This is a genomic window from Streptomyces sp. NPDC004031 (assembly GCF_053604375.1).
The window spans coordinates 16,341-38,869 of the sequence record NZ_JBSGHL010000002.1 but is presented as its reverse complement, the minus strand read 5'-3'; the positions used below and the strand labels follow the sequence as shown (position 1 = coordinate 38,869).

Genomic DNA, 22,529 nt, shown 5'->3' with positions numbered 1-22,529 from the left:
GGACGACAGGAGGACCACATGACCGGTACGACGACCCTCACCCCGGCGGACGCCGTCGACCGGACCGGGGTCTCCCTGGACACCCTGCGCTACTACGAGCGCGAGGGCCTCATCGGGCCGATCGGGCGGACCGCGGGCGGGCGGCGGCAGTACACCGAGGACGACGTCTTCTGGATCGGCCTGGTCACGTGCTTCCGCGAGGCCGGGCTCGGCATCGCGGACGTGCGGGCGTTCGTCGCGATCCTGCGGGCCGAGCACACGCCCGAGGACCGTGTCGCCTTCCTGCGCGGGCGGCGCGCCGACCTGGAGCAGCGCGTGGCGGCGCTGCGCCGGGCCATCGGCGTCCTCGACGACAAGATCACGTACTACGGGCGGGCCGCCTCCACCGGCACGCCCTGATCCAGCGCCCGCGCCAGGCACTCCGCCGCCGCGGCGCGCGGCCCGCTGCCCTGGGTGTGCCGCACCGGATGGACGGTGTTGGCCAGCAGGACGAGGAAGGCGCCGGAGCTCGGGTCCAGCACGATGCTGGTGCCCGTGAAGCCGGTGTGGCCGATCGCGCCGTGCTCGGCGAGGGGGCCCATGAACCACGGGCGGGCCGTCTCGAAGCCCAGGTCGGGGTGCAGCGGGAGCGCGCCGGTGAGCAGGGCGTGGGCGAAGAGGGCGAGGTCCCAGGCGGTGGAGAAGAGCCCGGCGTGGCCCGCGACGCCGTCCATGGCGTAGGCGTTCTCGTCGTGGACGGTGCCGTGCACCATGCCGCGGTCGAGCTTGCCCCACGGGCGGCGCTGGTCCTCCGTCGCGGCGATGCGCGGGCGCCAGTCGGCGGGCGGGGCGAAGCGGGTGGACGTCATGCCGAGCGGGGTGGTGATGCCGTCGGCGACGAGGCGGTCCAGCGGGCGTCCGGTGACGTGCTCCAGCAGCGCCTGGGTGAGCAGCAGGTTCAGGTCGGAGTACGTGCGCTGCTCGCCCGGCGGCGTCAGCGGCCGCTCGGCGGCAAGCCGGGCGGCGCGGGCGGGCGCGTCCGGCAGCTCGTACAGGGGCAGCTCGGGGCGCAGGCCGGAGGTGTGGGTGAGCAGGTGCCGCAGCGTCGTGCGCGGGTCGGCGACCAGGCCGGGGACGTACGCGGTGAGCGGGCGCTCGGGGTCGAGGACGCCCGCCTCGATCTGCTGGACGGCGGCGGTCGCGGTGAAGAGCTTGGTGAGCGAGGCGAGGTCGAAGACGGTGCCGGGCGTCATGGGGACGCGCTCGGCCGCGGGCAGCTCGGTCCCGCGGCCGGTGTGCTCGTCGTACCCGCGGTAGCGCACGGCCCAGCCGACGGCCTCGTGCAGCGCGACGACGTCCCCGCGTCCGGCGAGCACGACAGCCCCGGCGCACCAGGGGTGGCCGTCGGCCGGCCCCGCCGCGTACGCCGCCGTGTCGGGCGGCCCGGTACGGGGCGAGGGGACCGGCAGTTCCAGGACGGACTTCAGGCCCGGGACGATCCGGGCGATCTCGGCAGCGTCGAGGCCCGCCTCAGGGCAGGTACCTCTCGACAGCGGCGGCGCCATGTTCCTCCAGCTCTCTGCGGGCCTTCTCGATGCGCTCCGGGGTGCATTCCCGGCCCGAGGCCATGACCAGGTCCTCGGGATCGACGGGGGTCTCGGACCCCGTCCTCAGCGAGCTGTCGGCTGTCTTGAACGCCCAGGTGCGTTCGTCCGGATCAGACATCGCTTCCTCCGTACGGGCTCGACGCCTATCGTCCCTCCACGGTACGTCGGCCGGGGACGCAGAGCCCGGCAAAAGCCGCGCACGCGACGAGTGTGCAGGTCACGATGGTGATCGCCATGGGCACCGCGGTGCCGTCGCCGGCGACGGAGGCGAGCGGCGAGACGATCGCGCCGACCAGGAAGGACGAGGTGCCGATGAGCGCCGAGGCCGCGCCGGCGTTCCGCTTGGTCAGCAGCAGCGCCTGGGTGTTCGTGGTGGGCATCACCAGGCCCATCGAGGCCATCATCACGAACAGCGCGGCGGCGATCTCGAAGAGCGAGGCCCGGCCGAAGACACCGCAGGTGAAGAGCAGCAGCATCGTGCCCGCCGCGGTGATGAGCAGCAGCCCGACCGCGAGCACCCGGTCGAGGTCGACCCGGCCGACGAGCACCTTGCCGTTGAGCTGGCCGACGGCGACCAGGCCGACCGAGTTCACGCCGAAGAGCAGGCTGAAGGTCTGCGGCGAGGCGCCGTAGATGTCCTGCACGACGAAGGACGACGCGGAGACGTACGTGAAGAGCGCCGCGAAGGCGAAGCTGCCCGCGAGGACGTAGCCGCTGAAGGCGCGGTGGGCGAGCAGGCCGCGGAAGGCCCCGAAGGTGCCGCGCAGCTCGCCGGAGTGGCGCTGCTCGGGCGGCAGCGTCTCGCCGAGAAAGCGCCAGACGACGGCGGTGAGGGCGACGCCGATGACGGTGCAGACGACGAAGACGCCGCGCCAGTCGGTCAGCCGCAGGATCTGGCCGCCGATGACGGGGGCGACGATGGGGGCGACGCCGGAGATCAGCATCAGGGTGGAGAAGAAGCGGGCCATCTCCACGCCGTCGTAGAGGTCGCGGACGATCGCCCGGGAGATGACGATGCCCGCGGCGCCCGCGAGGCCCTGCACCAGCCGGAAGCCGACGAGCAGCGGCGCGCTGGGCGCCAGGGCGCACACGGCGGTGGCGACGACGTAGACGACCATGCCGATCAGCAGCGGGCGGCGGCGGCCGAAGCGGTCGCTGAGCGGGCCGACGAGCAGCTGACCGACGGCCATGCCCGCCAGGCACGCGGTGAGGGTGAACTGCACGGTGGAGGCGGTGCTGTGCAGGGCGTCGGTGACCTGGGGCAGCGCGGGCAGGTACATGTCCATGGACAGCGGCGGCAGCGCGGTGAGGCCGCCGAGGACCAGGGTGACGAGCAGGCCGACGTGTGCCTGGCGCCGGGTGTGCGGGGTGAGAGCGGGGACAGGGACGGGGGTGGGGACTTGCGCGGCAAGTCTCGGCCCGGCGTCGTGCACGGGGGCACTCTCCATGAGAGGGAGGAAGGGGGACGGATCAAGTGGTTGAAACGTTGCCTATTCTTTCAGTGATCGGGGACCGCGAGACCAGGTTTTCTGGGGCATGGAGGAGTGACGTGGACCGCACTATCCGCTGGGGCGTGCTGGCGACCGGCGGCATCGCCGCGACGTTCACCGAGGCACTGGCCACCGTGCCGGGCGCCGAGGTCGTCGCGGTGGGCTCGCGCAGTCTGGACAGCGCGGAGAAGTTCGCCGAGCGGTACGGCATACCGCGCGCGTACGGCAGCTGGGCGGAACTGGCCGCCGACGACGGCGTGGACGTCGTCTACGTCGCGACCCCGCACTCGGCGCACCGCGAGGCCGCCGGGCTGTGCCTGGAGGCGGGCCGGGCGGTGCTGTGCGAGAAGGCGCTGACCCTCAACACCCGCGAGGCGAGCGAACTGGTGGAGATCGCCGGGGAGCGCGGGCTGTTCCTGATGGAGGCCATGTGGACGTACTGCAACCCGCTGGTACGCCACCTCGCCGCGGCCCTCGCGGACGGCGTGATCGGTGAGGTCCGGGCGATCCACGCGGACTTCGGCTTCCACGGCGACTTCCCGCCCACCCACCGGATGCGCGACCCGCAGCAGGGCGGCGGCGCGCTGCTCGACCTCGGCGTCTACCCGGTCTCCTTCGCCCACCTGCTGCTCGGCGAGCCGGACAGCATCGACGCGTGGGCGCATCTGACGCCCGAGCGCGTGGACGACACCACGGGCATGCTGCTCGGCTGGAACAGCGGCGCCGTCGCCACGCTGACCTGCACCTTCGCCGCCGACACCGGCGCGCCCGCGACGATCAGCGGTACCGGCGGGCGGATCGAGATCCCCGAGGGCTTCTTCAACCCCGAGCGCTACGTCGTGCACCGGCAGCGCGAGACCCCGCACACGGTGACCTTCGCCGACGTCACCGACGACGGCCTGGAGCGCGGCACCATGCGCTACGAGGCCATCGAGGTGGGCCGCTGCCTGCGCGCGGGCCTGACCGAGTCGCCGCTCGTGCCGCTGGAGGGCTCCCTCGCGGTGATGCGCACGATGGACACCGTGCGCGAGCGTACGGGCGTGCGCTACCCGGGCGTCGACTGACGCGGGGGCTGCGCGGCGGGCGCGGGGCCGGTCAGGCGGCTCCGTGCCCGTCCGCGACGGCGGCGATGCGGTCGGCGAGGTCGAAGTCCTTGGCCGTGAGCCGGCCGCCCGCCGCGTGCGTGGTGATCTCGACGCGCAGCGTGTCGTAGCCGAGCGTGAGGTCCGAGTGGTGGTCCAGCTCGGCCTGGATCCCGGCGATGTGCAGCGCGAAGATCGCGGCGGGCAGGTGGTCGAGCCGGTACGTGCGGCGCAGCGTCCGGCCGTCCTCGCTCAGCTCCCAGCCGGGCAGCCGCCCCAGCCGGGCGTCGATCTCCTGGGCATCCAGCGGATCCGCGTAGGGCATGCCGGGTCTCCCTCCAGCGCTCTGGCTCCTGCCCTCATCGTCCCACCGCGGCCCCGCGCCGTCCCGCCGACGTCCGGGCGCCGGACTCGTCCGGCGGGGCCGGGGCCTTGGGCGCCCACTGGGTGAAGGCCACCGGCAGGGCGGCGAGCGCGCGGAAGAACGGGCCGGGGCGCCACCGCAGCTGCTCGGGCGGCACGGTCTGCTCCATGTCGCACAGCCTGCTGGTCAGCTCCTCGATCGCGGTGATCGCGATGAGCAGCGCGGGCTGCCGGGCCGGGCAGCTGTGCGGGCCCGCGCCCCAGGCGAGGTGGGCGCTCTCGCTCGCGCCCCACGCGTCGGTCGTGGCGCCGCCGGGCCGCGAGGAGGTGTTGGCGGCGGCGTAGGAGACCAGGACGAGCTGCCCGGCGCGCAGGCCGATGCCGTGGAAGGTGGTGTCGTAGCGCACGTAGTAGCCGGTGGAGGTGGCCTGCGGCGGGTTGCGCCACAGCACCTCGTTGATCGCCTCGTGCGCGGTCATGGCGCCCGCGTAGACGGAGCGGTCGTAGCGCGGGTCGGCGATCATGTGCTGGAGGGTGTTGGCGATCAGGTTGGCCGTCAGCTCGTGCCCGCTGCCGAAGGCGACGGCTATCTGCCGTACGGTCTCGGCGTCGTCCAGCCCGGCGGGGTGCTGGAGGAGGTACGAGGTCAGGTCGCGGCGCGGGTGGGCGCGGCGGTCGGCGACCAGGTCGCGGATGGCGCCGGTGAGGTCCTCGTGCGCGGCGTGCGCGTCCTCGCCCAGGTCGAACATGGTGCTGTGGGTGCGGGCGAGCCGCTCGCCCTCCGCGAGCCGCAGCCCGAACCACTGGCTGAAGACCCGCAGCGGGATCTGCTGGGCGTAGTCGGCGACGAGGTCGGCCCGGCCCGCCCCGGCGAAGCGGCCGATGAGTTCGGCGGCGGCGTCGGAGACCTGCCGCTGGAGCAGGTGCGGGCCGATCAGGGCGAGGCTGTCGCCGATGACCTTGCGGTAGCGGGCGTGGGTGTCGCCGTCGGCGAAGGTCACGGCGGGCCGGTAGGCGAGCACCGAGCGCACCGGGGAGTCGGCGGGGACGGTGTCGGGCCAGGGCCGCGGGTCCTTGCCGAAGGTGTGGGTGTCGCGCAGCACGTCGAGCGCGGTCTCGTAGTCGGTGGCCAGCATCGCCTCGACGCCCGGGGCGATCTCGACGCGGGCCAGCGGGCCGGTCGCCCGCAGGGCGGCGTAGTGGCGCTCGGGGTCGGCGGCGAAGTCCTCGCCGTAGAGCGCGGGCAGGGGGCGGGCGGTCATGACACGTCCTCGTTCTCGTTCGCGCGGGCGTGCCCGCGGGCGCCGGTGTCCCCGACGTCGTCGGCGTCGTCGGCGTCGTCGGGCAGGCCGCTCAGCACGTGCTCGGCGAGCGCGACGAGGGTGCCGATGCTGTCGCGGCGGTTGCGGGCGTCGCACTGCACGAGCGGGGTGCCGGGGGCCAGGTCGAGGTGGCTGCGCAGCGTCTCGTCGGTGTGCGCGGGCGCGCCGGGGAAGCGGTTGACGGCCACGGCGTAGGGCAGGCCCTGCTCCTCGACCATGTCCATCACCGGGAAGGAGTCGGCCAGCCGCCGGGTGTCGGCCATCACCAGGGCGCCGAGCGCGCCGCGGGCGATGTCCTGCCACAGCGGGAAGAAGCGTTCCTGCCCGGGGGTGCCGAAGAGGTAGAGCACCATGTCGCCGGGTACGGTCAGCCGTCCGAAGTCGACGGCCACCGTGGTCGTGGTCTTCTCCGGCAGCCCGTGGAGGTCGTCGTGGCCCACGCTGGAGCGGGTCATGACCTCCTCGGTGTGCAGGGTGGGGATCTCCGACAGGGTGCGGATCAAGGTGGTCTTGCCGACGCCGAAGGGGCCGGTGACGATCAGCTTCATCAGGGTCTGCCCGGTCGCGGGCAGATAGCGGACCTGGCCCGGCCCCTGGGCCGGCCGCGGTTCGGCGACCGGCGGGGTCGCCGTGTCAGGGGAGGGCACGGAGTCCAACGAGCAGCCTCTCGATGAGCGTTCGGTCGATCTCCTCGGCCTTGGGGACCGGGGACCGGGCGAGCAGATGGCCGCCGCCGACCAGGTCGGCGGCCAGGAAGATCGTGGCGCTGACGGGCAGCCCCAGATGGGCCGCGCACTCCACCACCGTCAGCGCGCCCGGCCGCAGCAGCGTCCACAGTCTGCGGTGCTCCGGGCCGAAGTCCGGTTCCGGCGGCTGCTGGTCGGTGGCGACCAGCAGCGTCAGCCGGTCGAAGCCGGCCGTGCCGCGCGGGCGTTCCCGGCCTCCGGTGGCCAGGTACGCGGGTATCAGGCGGCGCCCCCGTCCGCCGGGCGGCCCGCCGTCGGGCGCGGCCGCCGCTCCTGAGGTGCCGAGCCGGCCGGGTGTCATGGCCGGCCGGCTGCGTCCGGCTCGCGGGCGGGTGCGGCCATCGCCCGAGCGAGGGCGGCCACCTGCACCTGCATCTGGTAGGCGATGTTGCCCAGTTGGGTGTCGGGCGCGGCGAAGACGGCCAGCGAGGTGTTCTGCCCGGCGGGCACCACGACGGCGAAGCCGAGGTCGGACTCCACCACGGTCTGGGCCAGTTGCGGCGACTCCTGGTCGGTGAAGGCGGTGGTGAAGGCGCGCGCCGAGGCGTGCAGGGTGGCGGTCATCGCGGCCACCCGCTCCGCGGCGGCCCGGTCCAGGCTGGGTGAGGACCCTTCCAGCAGGCCGTCGCCGGTGGCGATCAGCGCGTGCTGGACACCCGGCAGTTCGAGCAGCGGGTCCAGTACCCAGGCCAGGTCCTGTGCCAGGGGTCGGCGGGTGGTCATGACGTGTGGTCTCCTTGCTCGTCACCGGTGACGGCGGTCCCGGCCGCGGCGGTCCTGCCGCTGCGGGTGCCGTCCTGCAGTGCGCCCCACAGCGCGCCTGCCTGCTCGGGTGTGCGTGCCGCGGCCGCCGGTTCGGACGGCGGGACCGGCGCGACCGGGCGGGCGGCGGCGGCCTTGGGGCTGCGGCGGCGGCGCGAGGGCAGCGGCGTCGCCTCGGTCACCTGGGTGTCCTCCTGCGGTGTCTCCGGCTGCCGCGGCGGCGCCGCCGTCTCGGCGGGCGCGGGCACCAGCACCGACAGCGTGTGCTCGTCGTCCAGTACGGTCAGCAGCTCGGCGGGCACCCGCAGCATCGCGCGGATGCCGCCGTACGGCGAGGACTCGATGTGCACGGAGAAGCCGTACTGCCGCACCAGCCGCCCGATCACCGCGAAGCCGGCCTGCGGCGGGTTGCCCAGCTCGGTCAGCAGCAGCGTCTCGGGTCCGTCGAGCAGCCGCCGGGCGTGCGCGAGCGTCTCGTCGTCCATCCCGATGCCGCCGTCGTCGACCACCACGAGCGCCCCGCGCCCGCCGCTCTGCTGGATCGTGACGGGCACGGCGGTGTCCGGGTGGGAGTACGAGGTGGCGTTCGCGAGCAGCTCGGCCACCGCGATGGCGAGCGGCTCGGCGGCCCGCGCGACGACCGCGAGGCGCTGCTCGCGCAGGTGGTTGGCCATCTTGATGCGGGCGTAGCCGGCCACCCGGGACTGCGCGCCCATCACGACCTCGGCGAGCGGCGAGTCGCTGCGGGCCAGGCCCGGCCAGGCCTCGCACAGCACCGCGGTGGCCTGGATGCGGCGCAGCGCCAGCTCGTTGCGGAAGTCCAGCTCCAGCAGCCGCGGGTCGTCCAGCTCGTGCTGGAGGTCGTGCAGCACGCTCTGCGTCTGGTAGAGCAGCGACTGCACCTTCGCGGTGGCGCCGCGCATCGCCGAGCGGGCGGCGGCGTCGACCCGGTCGCGTTCCCCGGCGGCGGCGTTCTCGGTCGCCGAGAGCACGTCCCGCATCGCCTTCGCCAGCTGGGCGTTGGCCTCCTGCGGGTGCAGCAGGCCGGGCACGGGGGCGTGTTCGTGGGTGAGCGCGAGGACGGCGGCCGGGATGCGGTCGGCGGCCAGGAAGCGCAGCTCCTCGATGGCGATCCGGAGCTGCTCCTCGGCGTTCTTGGCGCGCACCTCGGCCGTCTGCACGGTGGTGCGTGCCATGCGGACGAGCTGTGCGTCCCGCACATGTCTGAGGCCGGACCAGATGCCGCCGACGATGGCCAGCAGCAGAACGATGACGAAAGCAACGAGCACGACGCGATCCCACCCCGCAACAGTCTTGGAGCGTGATTATGCCGTGGCGAGATCGCGCCACAAGGTTCTGGGGGCAAAATTCGTTCCAGATTCGCGCACTTCCGAAAGTCTGACAGCGTGTACGGACAGAACGGACGGCCGACGCTTGGTGACGCACCGTTGGTCGGCGTGCGGATCCGGTGCGGATCGGGGCGTTCACCTGCGATGTCGGTGGTGACCGTGGGCCTGACGGTACGTCAGCTCCGGGTGTGTCCGAGCGGGTCGTCGAGCAGCGGGGCGAAGGCGAGTTCGGCGGCGCCGACGAGCGGGGCGCGGTAGCCGAGCGCCGAGCGGCGCAGCGCGTAGGGGGCACGGGCGTGGGCGAGGCCGGTGAGGGCGCCGTAGTGCGCGATGCGTTCGGCGGTGGCCTCGTGGATGTCCTGCAACCCGCCGCCGAAGATGACCAGTTGCGGGCTGAGCACGACCGCGAGGTTGCCGAGTCCGATCGCCAGCCAGCGGGCCGCCTCGTCCAGGGCGCGCGCGGCGGGCTCGTCGCCCGCCTCCGCTGCCTCGACGACGCCGGTCAGCGCGTGGTCGGGCGGTACGGGCAGCCCGGCGGCGGCGATGATGACGTCGGTGCCGATCTCGGTCTCCCAGCAGCCGCGCGCCCCGCAGCGGCAGCGGTTGCCGTCCGGGTTGACGATCATGTGGCCGATCTCGCCCGCGTAGCCGCCCTGGCCGGGCACCGGCCGCCCGCCGCAGAACAGCCCGCCGCCGACGCCGACGTTCGCCGAGAGGTAGACGAAGTCGCGGTAGCCGCGCGCGGCGCCGCGGGCGTGCTCGCCGAGCGCGCCGAGGTCGGCGTCGTTGCCGACGGCGACCGGCAGCCGGTCCCACGGCGGCGCCAGCCGCTCGGTGAGCACCGCGGCGAGCGGCTCGTCGGTCCAGGCGAGGTTGGGCGCGAAGCGCACCAGGCCGTCCGCGCGGCGCACCAGGCCGGGCACGGCGATGCCGATGCCCGCGACGGTGCCGCCCGCGGCCGCGGGGGTGCCGAGCGACTCGACGAGGCCGGTGAGCCGGGCGACCGTGCCGTCGAAGGTGACCGGCTCGTCCGCCTCGGGCATCAGCGTGCGGCGCTCCAGCACCCTGCCGCCCAGGCCCACCCGCTCGACCCGGATGCGCTCCACGCCGACCTCCAGCGCGATGGCCTGGGCGCGCTCGGGCACGGGCAGCACGAGCGGCGAGGGCCGTCCGGCGGAGGGGTGGGTCTGCGGGGTCTCCTCGCGCACCAGCCCGGCCTCCGTGAGGGCGGCGACGAGCACCCCGGTGGTGCTGCGGTTGACGCCCGTGACACGGGTCAGCTCGGAGCGCGTCACGCCCCCCGAGAGGTGGACGTGGCGCAGCACCTGGCCGAGGTGGTGCTGCCGCGCCTCGGTGTGCGGCGCCCCCTGTCCCGCCCCCGGATTCTGCCCTGCGGACATGGCGGCCTCCTCGTGCGGTCACTCCGTGGAGCGGGGTCCCGGCAGCGCGGAGCCGGCGAACTCGGCCCAGGCGAGGGTTCCGGCCGGGCCGGCGAGCCGGCCGTGCGCCTGCGCGAGCGCCTCGACCAGGGCGAGCCCGCGCCCGCCCGCGTCCGGGTCGCGTTCCAGCGGCACCCCGCAGGGGCCGCCGTCGGCGACCTCGACGCGCAGGATGCCGCACGGCAGCCGTGACAGGTGCAGGCACACCGCGGGCAGTGCGTGGTTGAGGGCGTTGGTGACCAGCTCGGAGACGACCAGCACCACGTCGTCCGCGGTCTCGGCGGGCACCTGCCAGCGTTCCAGCAGGACCTCCGCGCTGTGCCGCGCCTGCCGTCCGGCTTCCGGGCGGTGCGGCAGCGGCAGGCACCCGGCGACGCGGTGCGGCCCGCTGTCCTGCGGGCCCGCGAACCACGGGGTGCGCGGCAGGCCCCGGTCGGCCCGCTGCGGCTGCCGCGGCGGGTGGAAGACCGGGAGAGCTGATTCGGGGCTGAGGATGCGCATGTCGTTACCTGGGCGTCGGGGGAGGCCCGCCTGCCGTGGGGCCGGTGGGACCGGGGATGACGCGCCTCGCGTCGGAGCCGGACTGCGCCGCCGGGCAGGGGACGGGCACGCATGCGCGCGGACGTGCTGACGGGCGGGGGTGCGGCACGGGCCGCGGATCTCCGGCTCGCCGGACTTGCTCCGGTGTTCCGGACGGAAGGCGCGCACTCCGCGCCCGCCTGCGGCCTATTTGTTGTCGATCACCACAATACGACGATTTGCGAAAAAGGCACCCCCCTGACTGCCGGAATTTCCGGACATGCGGTGTCATGGCCGTCGACTCCGACATCGCAGCAGGTCAGGGGGGTGGTCTAGGGGGCGGAGGAAATCCGCGGTCAGCCGCTGAACGAATAGCGGGGAGTGGTCACCTGATAGGTCTGCGTGACGGGCTGGTAGTCGAAGAAGTAGCTCAGGGTGTGCCCGGCGGGCACCGTCACGGGCACTTCCCAGCGGCCCGCGGAGCTGTTGTACGTGGCCATGTAATTGAGCTGGCTCCCGCCGTCCAGGGTGTAGTGGACGGCGACGAAGGTCTCGGTGGTGCCGTTCGGCCGGAACCAGATGGTGTCCTGGCCGCCGCTGCCGGTCGCCACGCCCTGCGTGTAGTCGCCGGAGGCCGGCGGGGTGGTGGGAGGCGTGGTGGGCGGGGTCGTCGGGGGCGTGGTCGGCGGGGTGGTGCCGCCTCCCGTGCTGCCGCCGGTGGTTCCGCCGGTGGTGGTCCCGGAGCAGGTGCCGGTGGCGCCGCCGACGAAGACGCACTTGCGCAGCTCGTTCAGGAACGCGTCCCGGACGGTGGCGTTGGCCTGGATGCGGGCGTCGCCCCAGTAGCCGTTGGCGCAGCCGGTACCGCCCGCGGAGGCGCCGTCCGCGCACTGCCACTGCGTCTGGCTGTCCCAGTCGGTGTTGATGTAGGCGGCGACCCGGATGACGTCGCTGTTCTGCTCGATCCAGTTCCAGTACCCGGCGTACCACTCGCTCAGCACCGAGGCCGCGCTCGTCGACTGCGGGCTCTTCTTCATGATGCAGCTCTTGGTCGGACCCGAGGTGGTGTAGCCCTGCGGGGAGGCCTCGGCGATCATGACCGGCTTGGCGTGCGAGCGGGCGAAGTCCAGGACGCGGTTCTGCAGCGTGACCGGGTTGACGTCGTAGCTGCTGCATCCCCACTGGGTGGCCAGCGAACCGGCGTTGTAGAAGTCGGACAGGCCGACGTAGTCCACGTACGCGTCACCGGGGTACCACGGGTTCAGGTGGTTGGGGTCGGTGACGGTGTAGCCGTACTCCGGGTGGTCCGGCGAGGAGTTGAGCGGCCAGGCGGCGGACTGCCAGACGGTGGCGACCTTGGTGGCGCCGAGGGCGTCGATGCGGCCCTTGATGTACTGGAAGGCCTGCTTGTAGAAGTCGGTGTTGTAGCAGTTCCACGGGCCGTCGAACTCGTAGCCGATACGCAGGAAGACCGCCCGGTTCCAGGTCTTGAACTGGGTGATCATGCGGTCGATGTCGCTGCGGTACTGCTGGGTGAGCTGCGGGGTGATGTCCGCGTCGGTACGGCCGATGATGGCGCGCAGCGGCTGGTTGCCGCAGCCCGCGGTGGCGTCGGAGAGGTAGAGGCCGACGGCGAGGGCGGCGCCGGGGTACTGGGACATCGTCTTGGCGAAGTCCACGGTGCCGCTGCCCCAGTTGGCGGGCGAGAACATCCCGGACAGCGGCGCGGGGCTGCCGCCCTCGACGAGGTTGGTGTAGAGCGTGACGCCGCCGGGCGCGGGGGCGTTCAGCGCGGTGTTGTCGAGCACCTGCGTGCGGTAGTCCGACAGGGTGTCGGAGTCCTGGCCCATGACGGGCAGGATCTTGCCGTCGGCGGGCAGGTTGCGTGCCGTCAGCCCGGCCGCGGCGGCGGTGGAACTGCCCGCGGTCAGGCCCGCGGCGAGCAGGGCGAGGGTGGCGGCCATCGCGGCGGCGGCCGATGCGAGGGCGGTACGACGTCTCACTGCGGACTCTCCTTGGTGGGGGGTGATGCCCGAAACTACCCGCCGGAAGAGCAGAAACTATCTCAGTGTTTCCGGCCCTTCCGATGCGGAACCGTAGGAGTCCGCGGCCGCCGCGTCAATGGATCGGACGGGATCACTCCGCACGCCCGGCGCGACGCCGTCCCGCGTGCGGGCAGCACGAGGGCCCGCCCGGCGCAGCGTGCCGGGCGGGGCGGGGGGAGGGGGCCGTACGGGTCAGCCGGTGCGCGGCGGGGCGGTGCTCTCCCGCTCGACGAGCGCGGTGGCCAGCTCGGCGCGGCGCATGTCGCCGGGCAGCACGTTGTCCACCCCCTGGAGCACGATGCGGGCGGCCATCGCGGCCATGTCGCTGAGCGGCTGGCGGACGGTCGTCAGCGGCGGCGAGGCCCAGCCGGCGACCGGCAGGTCGTCGAAGCCGACGATGCTGATGTCCTGCGGGACCTGGAGCCCGGCGCGGCGCACCGCGTCGTACGCGCCCAGCGCCTGGAGGTCGCTGCTGGCGAAGATCGCGGTGGGCGGCTCGGCCAGCGCCAGCAGTTGCCGGGCGCCGGAGAAGCCGGTCTCGTGGTGGAAGTCGCCGCGCACCTCCAGCGCCGGTTCGACGCCGAGCCCGGCGCCTTCGAGGGCGGCGCGGTAGCCGTCCAGCCGGGCGCGGGCGCTGAGGATGTCCTCGGGCCCGGTGATGATGCCGATCCGGCGGTGGCCGAGTGCGAGCAGGTGCTGGGTGGCGGCGAGCCCGCCGTGCCAGTTGGTGGCGCCGACCGAGGGGATCGTGGGGTCGGGGTGCCCGATCGGGTCGACGACGACCAGCGGGATCCCCAGCTCCTCGACCTTGCGCCACTGGGCGGGCGCGAGCGCGGTGACCGCGAGGATGACGCCGTCGCTGCCGCGTTTGATGAGGTTGTCCAGCCAGCGCCTGGTGTCGGCGGAGCGCCCGTGCACGGCGGTGACGACCAGGCCGCTGTCGTGCTGGGCGGTGGTCTCCTCGATGCCGCGCACGACCTCGACCGACCAGGGGCTGTCCAGTTCGTTGATGACCAGGTCGATGAGGCCGACCGTGCGGGACGGACGGCTGCGCCGGCGCAGGTAGTTGTGCCCGGACAGCAGTTCCTCGACCTTCTGCCGGGTCGTGTCGGCGACATGGGCGTGGCCGTTGAGGACCTTGGACACCGTGGCCACGGAGACCCCGGCCTCCTCGGCGATGTCCGCGATCGTCACGCGCGGGGCGCGGGCGGCCTGCCCTGACGCGGTTGGTCCTGACGCCCGCGTGCCGTCCTGTGCCACCTCGGTCACCTCACTGCTAGTCGTCGCGGGCAGCCTATGGGACCGCCCGTGCCTTTCCTGCTGGATCCCCGCTCACACGGCGGTACGAGCCGGTGCCCGGCTGATGTGACCGCACTGTGACCCGGTCCCGCGTTGACGCCGACCGCCGGAAACTCTACCTTCCTGCGAAGCGGAAACTATCGTAACTTTCGGCAAGTAGGGCTGCAATGTTTCAGCCCGAGGAGCGTGTTCGATGATGAAGAGTGCTCTGACCCGCAGGACCCTCATCGCCCTGTGCGCGGTGACGGCACTGGCCACGACGGCCACGGCGTGCGGCAGCAGCGGTCCGGGGTCGTCCGGCAGCGGGGGCGGCGGCAAGGTCACGGTGTGGACCCTCCAGGACACCGCGTTCAACCCCGTGCAGAAGAAGTCCGTCGACGCGTACAACAAGGCGTCCAAGGACACCCGGGCGTCGATGCAGACCTTCGTCAACGACCCCTACAAGCAGAAGCTGCAGACCGCCCTCGGCTCCCCCAACGCCCCCGACGTCTTCCTCAACTGGGGCGGCGGCAACCTCTCCACGTACGTCAAGGCGGGCAGCGTTGCCGACCTGAGCGCCGACCTCGACGCGACCTTCAAGGCGAAGTTCCTGCCCAGCGTCCTCGCGGGCGGCACCATCGACGGCAAGGTCTACGGCGTCCCGATGGAGGGCGTGCAGCCCGTCGCGCTCTTCTACAACAAGGACGTCTTCGCGAAGGCCGGCATCACCGCGCCGCCCGCGACCTGGCAGGACCTGCTCACCGACATCGACAAGATGAAGGCGAAGAAGATCACCCCCATCGCGCTGGCCGGCTCGCAGGCCTGGACCGAGCTGATGTGGATGGAGTACCTGCTCGACCGGGTCGGCGGCCCCGAGGTCTTCGCCTCGATCCAGGCGGGCAAGCCCGGCGCGTGGGACGACCCGGCCGTCGCGACCGCGCTCGGCATGATCAAGGACCTCGTCGCGCGCGGCGCCTTCGGCACCAACTACGGCTCGGTCAACCAGGACGCGGGCGGCGCCGACGCGCTGCTGTCGCGTGGCCGGGCGGGCATGGAGCTGATGGGCTCGTGGGAGTACGCGGGCCAGCTCGCCACCGCCCCGAAGTTTGTCAAGGACGGCAAGCTCGGCTGGACGTCCTTCCCGACCGTCCCGAACGGCAAGGGCGACCCGAAGAGCATCGTCGGCAACCCGTCGAACTTCTTCTCCGTCTCGGCCACCTCCAAGGACAGGACGGGGGCGGTGGACTTCATCAAGAAGACCGTCACCGAGCCCTCCTACGTCTCCGACCTGCTGTCCATCGGCCAGGTCCCGGCGGTCGCGGGCATCGACGCGCAGATCAAGAGCAGCCCCAACGCGGACTACACCAGCTTCATCTACGGGCTCGTCGCCAACGCCCCGTCCTTCACGCAGTCCTGGGACCAGGCGCTCGACCCGGCCACCGCGCAGAAGATGCTGACGAACCTGCAGAAGGTCTTCAACAAGCAGTCCACGCCCGAGCAGTTCGTCTCCGCGATGGACGCGAAGTGAGCGTCGCGGCCCCGCGCGCGGCAGCCGGCAGGGCGCCGCGCGCGTTCTCCCGGCGGAGCGACGGACGGCCCGGTGCCCTCTGGGCCGTCCCCGCCCTGCTCTACTTCGCGCTCTTCGCCGTCGTGCCGATGGCGCTCGTGGTGGCGCTGAGCTTCACCAGCTGGAGCGGCCTCGGCAGCCCGCACTGGGCGGGCGGGGCGAACTGGCGGCGGCTGCTGCACGACCCGCAGCTCGGCCAGTCGCTGCGGCTGTCGCTCGCGCTCACGGTCGTCACCTGGGCGGTGCAGACGCTCATCTGCCTGCCGCTGGGCGTGTGGTGCGCGGGGCCGCAGCGTTCCCGCGCGGTGCTGAGCACCCTGTTCTTCGTGCCGCTGCTGATGTCCAGCGCGGCCGTGGCCCTGCTCTTCAGCGCGCTGCTCGACCCCAACTTCGGCCTGGCGCACACCGTCGGGCCGTGGATCGGTGTCGACGACGGCAACTTCATCGGTGACCCGAACAAGGCGCTGTGGACGGTGATGGCCGTCATCACCTGGCAGTTCGTGCCCTTCCACACGCTGCTCTACCAGGCCGCCGCCCGCCAGGTCCCGGCCCAGCTGTACGAGGCCGCGACGATCGACGGCGCGGGGCGGTGGCGGCAGTTCTTCTCCATCACACTGCCGCAGCTGCGCAACACCGTCGTCACGTCCTCGGTGCTGATCCTGGTCGGCTCGCTGACGTACTTCGACATCGTGCTGATCCTCACCAACGGCGGCCCCGGCACGTCCACCCGGATCCTGCCGCTGCACATGTACCTGACCGGCTTCAGCAGCTTCGACATGGGCTACGCGAGCGTTCTCGCCGTGCTGCTGCTCGTCGCCGGCACCACCTTGTCCCTGCTGGTCGTCCGCGTCACCGGCTTCCGGCGTATGGCCAGCGAGCGGGAGGGCCTGTGAGCACCACCGACATCCTCACCCGCGAGCAGGGTCCCGGCGCGACCGCCGCGACCGCGCCCCGGCCGTCGAAGAAGCGCCGCCCCCGGCGGCCCTTCCGCCGCCCGGACTGGGCGGGCGGGCTGGCCGCCGCGGTGTGGCTCGTCATCGTCGCGGTGCCGCTGTACTACGTGGTGGCCTCCAGCCTGCGCGACCGCAGCGACTACCTGGACGCCGGGCCGCTGACGCTGCCGCACCACGTCGTCTTCTCCAACTACCGCACGGTGCTGGACTCGGGCTTCGCGACCTACCTGTGGAACAGCATCCTGGTCACGATCGCGACCGTCGCCCTCGTGCTGGTGCTCGCGCTGCCCGCCGCGTACGCGATCGTCCGCAGCCGCAGCCGCTTCGTGTCGGTGGGCTTCTCCGTCATGCTGATGGGCCTGGCGATCCCGGCGCAGGCCACGATCGTCCCGGTCTACCTCATCATCACCCGGCTGCACGTCTACGACACCCTGCTGGCGATCATCCTGCCGACGGCGGCGTTCTCGCTGCCCATGGCGATCCTGGTGCTCACCTCCACGATGCGGGACATCCCCGGCGAGCTGTACGAGGCGATGACGGTGGACGGCGCCGCGGCGATGCAGACGCTGCGTTCGCTGGTGCTGCCGCTCACCCGGCCCGGACTGGTCACGATCGGCATCTACACGTCGCTGGGCGCGTGGAACGGCTTCATCTTCCCGCTGGTCCTCACCCAGAGCGACGCCCGCCGCACCGTGACCCTCGGTCTGTGGAACTACCAGGGCCAGCAGGGCGGGGTGAACGTCCCCGCGACCATGGCCGCGGTGCTGCTCTCGCTGCTGCCGCTGCTCGCCGCGTACCTCTTCGGCCGCCGCCACCTGCTCAGCGGGCTCACCGCGGGCTTCGGCAAGTAGCCGCCCCCGCCGCGGACTTCGGTACGCGTCCGGCCTGCCGCGGGCTTCCCGCCCGCGGCGGGCCCGGCCGCCGAAAGCCCGGCCGTCGGGCGCCGTGAACCCCGTGAGCCCGGTGGGCCCCGGTCAACGGGCCCCGCACCCTTCGCACTTCCGAAAGGCATCCATGTCCACCGGAGCCACCACCTCGCCGGTCCGTCCGGCGGCCGGACCGGGCGACGGCGCCGCCGTCATCGCCAACCCCGTCCTGACCGGTTTCCACCCCGACCCCTCGATCCTGCGGGTCGGCGACGACTACTACCTCGCCACGTCCACCTTCGAGTGGTACCCGGGCGTGCGCATCCACCACTCCCGCGACCTCGTGCACTGGCGGCCGCTGCCCGGCGTCCTCGACGAGCGGCGGCTGCTCGACCTGTCCGGCGTGCCCGACTCCGGCGGTGTGTGGGCGCCCTGCCTGTCGTACGCGCACGGCCTGTTCCACCTGGTCTTCACCCGCGTCGACAACCACCACGGGGGCTGGTGGGACGCGCAGAACTACGTCGTCACCGCGCCCTCCGCCGAGGGCCCGTGGTCCGACCCGGTGCCGGTGCACGCGCGCGGCTTCGACCCCTCCCTCTTCCACGACGACGCCGTCGAGGACGGCGGCAGCGGCCGCTGCTGGATGCTGGCGCTGACCGGCGACTGGCGCCCGAACCGCACCCCCTTCGCCGGGATCCAGGCCCAGGAGTGGGACTGCGCCGCCGGGCGGCTCACCGGCGAGGTGCACATGCTCTTCGACGGCACCGAGGCCGGTGTCACCGAGGGCCCGCACCTCTACCGCGTCGGCGGCTGGTACTACCTGATGACCGCCGAGGGCGGCACCTCCTACGACCACCAGGTGACCGTCGCCCGCTCCCGCGACCTGCTCGGCCCCTACGAGCCCGACCCGGCCGGGCCGGTGCTCACCTCGCGCGGCCGCCCCGACCTGGTGCTCCAGAAGGCCGGGCACGGCAGCCTCGTCGAGACCCCCGGCGGCGAGTGGTACCTCGCGCACCTCACCGGCCGCCCCGCGACCCCGCTCGGGCGCTGCGTGCTCGGCCGGGAGAGCGCGATCCAGCGCGTGGAGTGGAGCCCGGACGGCTGGCCGCGCGTGCCCGGCGGTGTCCCCGCCGAGCAGGTGCCCGCGCCCGCGCTGGCCCCGCATCCGTGGCCCCCGGAGCCCGCGCGCGACGACTTCGACGGCGACCGCCTCGGCCCGCACTGGGCGACCCTGCGCCGCCCGGCCACGGCGGAATGGGCGGACCTCGCCACCCGGCCGTCCCACCTGCGGCTGCACGGCGGGCAGTCGCCGCGCGGCCTGCGCTCCCCGAGCCTGGTCGCCCGCCGGGCGGGCAGCACGCACTGCTCCCTGACCGCCTCGGTCGAGGCCTCCTCCCCCGCCGACGTACGGCAGCTCGCGGGCCTCACCGCCTACTACGACAGCCGCAACTGGCACTACGCGTACGTCGGTTGCGACGACGCGGGCGTCACCGTGCTGGCGGTGCTGAGCTGTGACGATGGCGAACGCGTCGTCGGCCCCCAACTGCCGCTGGGCAGCGGGCCGGTGGAGCTGCGCGTCACAATGGAACTGCCCGAGGTGCGCTTCGCGTACCGCCTGCCCGGCGGGGAGTGGACGCCGCTGGGCGAACCCCTCGACGCGACGATCCTGTCCGACGAGTACGCGGGCGAGAAGCACGACACCGACGGGCGCGCGGCCAGCCCCGCCTTCACCGGCGCCTTCCTGGGCCTGTGGGTGCAGGACATCGGCGCGGACGGCGGCTACGCCGACTTCGACTGGGCCGAGTACCGCGAGCACTGAGTGTGCCGACGGCCGGTGGCCCGGCGGGAGATCCCGCCGGGCCACCGGTCTTTCCGTTCTTCCCGTGCCCGCCGGTCAGCCGGCGTCCGGGCACAGGTGCAGCGCCAGGACGTTGCCGCCGCTGACGGTGACGGCGACCCGGCCGAGCGTGCCGGTGTCACCGCTGTTGGCGACCCGGAAGTCGCTGCCCGCGTTCTCGCCGTTGCGGAAGACCGCGTCGTCGAGCGTGAAGGTGGCCGTCTTCCAGGTGTCCGTCCCCGTCTTCTGCACGAACTCCGACTGCTTGTAGGCGGCCGAGGCGGAGTCGTAGTGCAGGCTCCAGGTGCCCGTGCCGTGGTCGAAGTAGTCGATCGTCACGGTGGCGCGGTAGGACGTGCCGGCCGCCGCCCCGGGGACGATCGTGTTGTCGACGTCGAAGTACTCGAACGGCGAACCGTCCGTCGTGGAACGCCCGCTGCGGCCGTCGAGCGTCACCGGGACGGTGTGGCCGTCACCGTTGTCGCGGAAGCGCAGACCGCACTCGGTGTCGGTCGCGCCGAGCGTGTCGCACGCGGTCGCCGTGCCGTCCGCCGCCGGGACGGTCACCACGACGGCCCCGCCGGGCAGCCGCGTCCCGTCCTGCGCGCGGAAGTCCACGTGCACCGGGTGGTAGCCGGACGGGGTGCCGTCCGCGACCGCGAGGGTGACCGGCACGGCCGCGCTGTCCGCGTGCCGCAGGTCGAGGGTGCCGGACGACGGGGTCACCGTCACGCCCGGCACGTCCGAACTCGCCGTCCAGCGCACCGTCTTGGCCTTGCCCGCGAGCGACGAGACGCCGACGGTCGCGGGCACGCTGCTGCCGCCCGCCATCACCTGGGCACCGGTCGGGGTGAAGTAGCCGACCGCCGGGACCTCGCCCGTACGCCAGGACGGCGGGGCCGCCTTCGCGCCGGTCGCCCAGTGGGTGTCGGGCCGGGTCGACAGGTCGATGTGCAGGTCCCCGCCACGGGTGGCGAAGGAGGCGGGCAGCGCGGTGGATTCAAAACGCCCGCCGTTCAGCCGCATCCCGGTCACGTACGGGGCGTCCGTGGCGGCCTTCGGGGCGTCGATGGTGATCCGGTGCCCGTTGCCGAGGCTGATCACCGCCCGCTGCACGAGCGGGGAGTTGAGCGCGAGGGTGGGCGTGCCGGGGGTGGCCGGCATCATGCCGAGCGCCGCCCACACGTACTCCGACGACAGCGCGCCGTTGTCGTCGTTGCCGGGCAGCCCGTCGGGGGCGGTGGTGAACAGCTCCGTCTCGAACCGCCGGGCGACCTCCTGGGTCTTCCACGGCTGGCCCACGTAGTCGTACATCCACGGGGTGGTGGTGTCGATCTCGTTGCCCGCCCAGTCGTAGGGCGCGTTCCCGCCCGCGTTGAGCTGGCTGAAGTAGTCGTCCAGCCGCGGCACGACCTTGTCCGGGCCGCCCATCGCGGTCACCAGGCCCGCGATGTCCTGCTGCACCGAGAAGTTGTACTGCGCCGCGTTGCCCTCGTCGTAGCCGTCCTGGCCGAAGGCACCGGCGGGCGGCGCCTGGAAGCCCGGACCGGCCGGGAAGGAGCCGTTGTCGTCGCGCGGGCGGAGATAGCCGGTCGCCGGGTCGAAGATGTTCTGCCAGTTGTTGCCGCGCCGGGCGTACTCGGCGGCGGTCGCCCGGTCCCCGACCGTCGCGGCGAGCTGCGAGATGGCGAAGTCGTCGGTGGCCCACTCCAGCGTCTCCGACGCGCCCTGAAGGCCGTGATCGCCTTGCGAGGTCGCGTTGTTGGGCGCGTAGCCGAGGCGCACGTAGTCCTCGACACCGGGCCGTTCGACCCAGCCCCAGCCGACCTTCTGCGAGACCGTCGCACCCTTCTTCATGATCGGCAGCGCGTCCTTCACATCCACGCCGGTCGCGCCGAAGGCGACGTACTGCGCGAAGAGCGGGACCCCGTTGTCGCCGTTCATGACGTTGCCGGTCATGTTCTGCGAGGGCCACTTGGGCCACCAGCCGCCCTGCTGCTGGGCGTCGCGCAGCAGCGAGTTGGCCATGTCGCCCGCCTCACGCGGGTAGAGCATCGTCTGGAGCGGGGCGAGCGAGCGGTAGATGTCCCAGTCCGAGAAGTGCGCGTACTGGGTGTGCCCGCGCGGCACCTTGCGCACGACGTCGTCGAAGCCGATGTAGCGGCCGTCCACGTCGTTGAAGACGCTCGGCGACTGGAGCGAGCGGTAGAGCGAGGTGTAGAAGACCGTGAGCTGGTCCTTGGCCGCGCCGCCGACCGACACCTTGCGCAGCGCGTCCCGCCACGCGTCCCGGGTCTGCGCCTGCACCTTCGGCACGCTCCACCCCGGTATCTCCGCCTTGGCGTTGGCCGCGGCACCGGACGTGCTCACGTACGACATGCCGATCTTGGCCGTGACGTTACGGCCCTTGGCGGTGTCGAAGGTGAGGTAGGCGCCGGAGCCGGAACCGGCCGCGCTGTCCGCGCCCGGGGTGACGGCGGTCGCGCCGCTGCCGGTGCCGCCGCCGCGCTGCCATGTGCCGTGGGCGGTGAAGGGGCGGTCGAAGGTGATGTCGAAGTACATCGTGTACTTGCTGTTGTTGCACAGCCCGTGCGGGGTGGTCGTACCCGAGATCTCGCGGTCGCTCAGCACGTTGACCTCGGCCGCGTAGTCGCCGCCCAGGTTCGTCCCCGACTTGACCAGCACCTGCGCGGTGCTGCCCGCCGACGCCGGGTAGGCGAAGGAGGCGATGCCGGTGCGGGTGGTCGCCCCGATGTCGACCTGCACGTCGGAATCGGTGAGGTGGACGTCGTACGACCCCGGGGCCGCCTGCTCGTCGTCGTGCGAGAAGTGCTCGGTGCGCCCCGCCGGGTCGGCCCCGATGTCGCCGGTGACCGGCAGCAGCGGGATGTCCCCGAAGGAGGAGCAGCCGCCGGAGAAGTGGTCGAGGCTGAAGCCCTTGATCGCGTCGTCCGTGTACCCGTACCCGGTGGGCGCGTTGGTGGTGTCGGGGCTGAACTGCATCATGCCGAAGGGCGCGGTGACACCGGGGAAGGTGTTCTCCCAGTCGACGCCCTTCTGCGTCCCGATGAAGCTGTTGACGTACGAGGTCGGGTCCGCGACGAGCGCGGCCCCTCCCCCGTGCCGCCCGCCCGCGGTGGCAGCCCCCGCGGCGGGCACGGCGAGCGCCCCCACGGCGGCGAGCACGGCCCCGACGACCGCGCCGCGGCGCCATGGTCGTTGGCGCGGCGACTGATGCTGGTGCCTCTGACGGAACACGTGTGACCTCCCTTGTCACCCTGCGGCTCTCCGGAGGCGGCGACGGCTGTCAACAAATTCCCCTGAC

Annotated in this window: 20 protein-coding genes; 6 read left to right on the top strand and 14 right to left on the bottom strand. The window is 73.0% G+C overall.

The window, feature by feature from the left end:
* The first annotated feature begins 18 nt into the window (after positions 1 to 18).
* Entirely contained in the window at positions 19 to 399 is a 381-nt protein-coding gene (locus tag ACWERV_RS01415) for a MerR family transcriptional regulator (protein ID WP_452927258.1), read from the top strand.
* On the opposite strand, the gene ACWERV_RS01410 is transcribed toward ACWERV_RS01415, so the two are convergent.
* Genes ACWERV_RS01410 through ACWERV_RS01400 form a run of 3 tightly spaced genes read right to left on the bottom strand, consistent with a single transcriptional unit; the run spans position 366 to position 3,034 of the window.
* On the bottom strand, positions 366 to 1,544 hold the full coding sequence (locus ACWERV_RS01410) for a serine hydrolase domain-containing protein (protein ID WP_452927255.1): 1,179 nt from the start codon (positions 1,542 to 1,544) through the stop codon (positions 366 to 368). The genes ACWERV_RS01415 and ACWERV_RS01410 overlap by 34 nt on opposite strands.
* Positions 1,510 to 1,704: a hypothetical protein gene (locus ACWERV_RS01405; protein ID WP_031523883.1), complete on the bottom strand. Its 195-nt coding sequence runs from the start codon at positions 1,702 to 1,704 to the stop codon at positions 1,510 to 1,512. Before ACWERV_RS01405 ends, ACWERV_RS01410 begins: the two co-directional genes overlap by 35 nt.
* Positions 1,705 to 1,729: 25 nt before the next feature.
* Positions 1,730 to 3,034: a multidrug effflux MFS transporter gene (locus tag ACWERV_RS01400; RefSeq protein WP_452927253.1), complete on the bottom strand. Its 1,305-nt coding sequence runs from the start codon at positions 3,032 to 3,034 to the stop codon at positions 1,730 to 1,732.
* Between the two features lie 101 nt (positions 3,035 to 3,135).
* Between ACWERV_RS01400 and ACWERV_RS01395 the strand changes: the two genes are divergently transcribed.
* Complete coding sequence (locus ACWERV_RS01395) at positions 3,136 to 4,140, top strand: Gfo/Idh/MocA family protein (RefSeq protein ID WP_398187713.1); 1,005 nt, start codon at positions 3,136 to 3,138, stop codon at positions 4,138 to 4,140.
* A gap of 31 nt (positions 4,141 to 4,171) precedes the next feature.
* On the opposite strand, the gene ACWERV_RS01390 is transcribed toward ACWERV_RS01395, so the two are convergent.
* The 10 genes from ACWERV_RS01390 to ACWERV_RS01345 all read right to left on the bottom strand — a co-directional run bounded on the left by ACWERV_RS01390 (position 4,172) and on the right by ACWERV_RS01345 (position 13,963).
* A complete protein-coding gene (locus tag ACWERV_RS01390; protein WP_398187710.1) occupies positions 4,172 to 4,483 on the bottom strand; it encodes a 4a-hydroxytetrahydrobiopterin dehydratase in 312 nt (103 codons plus the stop codon).
* A 34-nt stretch (positions 4,484 to 4,517) separates the two neighbouring features.
* Complete coding sequence (locus ACWERV_RS01385) at positions 4,518 to 5,783, bottom strand: cytochrome P450 (RefSeq protein WP_452927251.1); 1,266 nt, start codon at positions 5,781 to 5,783, stop codon at positions 4,518 to 4,520.
* On the bottom strand, positions 5,780 to 6,499 hold the full coding sequence (locus tag ACWERV_RS01380) for a GTP-binding protein (protein WP_452927248.1): 720 nt from the start codon (positions 6,497 to 6,499) through the stop codon (positions 5,780 to 5,782). Before ACWERV_RS01380 ends, ACWERV_RS01385 begins: the two co-directional genes overlap by 4 nt.
* Positions 6,477 to 6,890, bottom strand: coding sequence for a DUF742 domain-containing protein (locus ACWERV_RS01375; RefSeq protein WP_452927246.1), 414 nt, complete (start codon positions 6,888 to 6,890; stop codon positions 6,477 to 6,479). The genes ACWERV_RS01380 and ACWERV_RS01375 overlap by 23 nt, the downstream gene beginning before the upstream one ends.
* Positions 6,887 to 7,312, bottom strand: a complete 426-nt coding sequence (locus tag ACWERV_RS01370; RefSeq protein ID WP_398187699.1) for a roadblock/LC7 domain-containing protein — start codon at positions 7,310 to 7,312, stop codon at positions 6,887 to 6,889. The genes ACWERV_RS01375 and ACWERV_RS01370 overlap by 4 nt, the downstream gene beginning before the upstream one ends.
* The gene (locus ACWERV_RS01365; RefSeq protein WP_398187696.1) at positions 7,309 to 8,640 is read right to left on the bottom strand and encodes an ATP-binding protein; all 1,332 of its coding nucleotides are present in this window, start codon (positions 8,638 to 8,640) and stop codon (positions 7,309 to 7,311) included. The genes ACWERV_RS01370 and ACWERV_RS01365 overlap by 4 nt, the downstream gene beginning before the upstream one ends.
* A gap of 236 nt (positions 8,641 to 8,876) precedes the next feature.
* Entirely contained in the window at positions 8,877 to 10,100 is a 1,224-nt protein-coding gene (locus ACWERV_RS01360; RefSeq protein WP_452927243.1) for an ROK family transcriptional regulator, read from the bottom strand.
* A gap of 18 nt (positions 10,101 to 10,118) precedes the next feature.
* Positions 10,119 to 10,640, bottom strand: coding sequence for an ATP-binding protein (locus ACWERV_RS01355; protein WP_398187690.1), 522 nt, complete (start codon positions 10,638 to 10,640; stop codon positions 10,119 to 10,121).
* A 374-nt stretch (positions 10,641 to 11,014) separates the two neighbouring features.
* Positions 11,015 to 12,661, bottom strand: coding sequence for an endo-1,3-beta-xylanase (locus tag ACWERV_RS01350; RefSeq protein WP_452927240.1), 1,647 nt, complete (start codon positions 12,659 to 12,661; stop codon positions 11,015 to 11,017).
* Positions 12,662 to 12,895: 234 nt separating this feature from the next.
* On the bottom strand, positions 12,896 to 13,963 hold the full coding sequence (locus tag ACWERV_RS01345) for a LacI family DNA-binding transcriptional regulator (protein ID WP_452927589.1): 1,068 nt from the start codon (positions 13,961 to 13,963) through the stop codon (positions 12,896 to 12,898).
* Positions 13,964 to 14,195: 232 nt separating this feature from the next.
* Between ACWERV_RS01345 and ACWERV_RS01340 the strand changes: the two genes are divergently transcribed.
* The 4 genes from ACWERV_RS01340 (at position 14,196) to ACWERV_RS01325 (ending at position 19,186) form a co-directional block, all read left to right on the top strand.
* Positions 14,196 to 15,509 (top strand): extracellular solute-binding protein, encoded by a 1,314-nt coding sequence (locus ACWERV_RS01340; protein ID WP_452927238.1) that lies wholly within the window; start codon positions 14,196 to 14,198, stop codon positions 15,507 to 15,509.
* Positions 15,506 to 16,441, top strand: coding sequence for a carbohydrate ABC transporter permease (locus ACWERV_RS01335; RefSeq protein WP_452927235.1), 936 nt, complete (start codon positions 15,506 to 15,508; stop codon positions 16,439 to 16,441). The genes ACWERV_RS01340 and ACWERV_RS01335 overlap by 4 nt, the downstream gene beginning before the upstream one ends.
* The gene (locus ACWERV_RS01330) at positions 16,438 to 17,352 is read left to right on the top strand and encodes a carbohydrate ABC transporter permease (protein WP_452927233.1); all 915 of its coding nucleotides are present in this window, start codon (positions 16,438 to 16,440) and stop codon (positions 17,350 to 17,352) included. Before ACWERV_RS01335 ends, ACWERV_RS01330 begins: the two co-directional genes overlap by 4 nt.
* Positions 17,353 to 17,515: 163 nt before the next feature.
* Entirely contained in the window at positions 17,516 to 19,186 is a 1,671-nt protein-coding gene (locus ACWERV_RS01325) for a glycoside hydrolase family 43 protein (protein ID WP_452927230.1), read from the top strand.
* Between the two features lie 75 nt (positions 19,187 to 19,261).
* Here the strand turns inward: ACWERV_RS01325 and ACWERV_RS01320 are convergent, their stop codons facing one another.
* Positions 19,262 to 22,462: a GH92 family glycosyl hydrolase gene (locus ACWERV_RS01320; RefSeq protein ID WP_452927228.1), complete on the bottom strand. Its 3,201-nt coding sequence runs from the start codon at positions 22,460 to 22,462 to the stop codon at positions 19,262 to 19,264.
* Positions 22,463 to 22,529 lie beyond the last annotated feature (67 nt).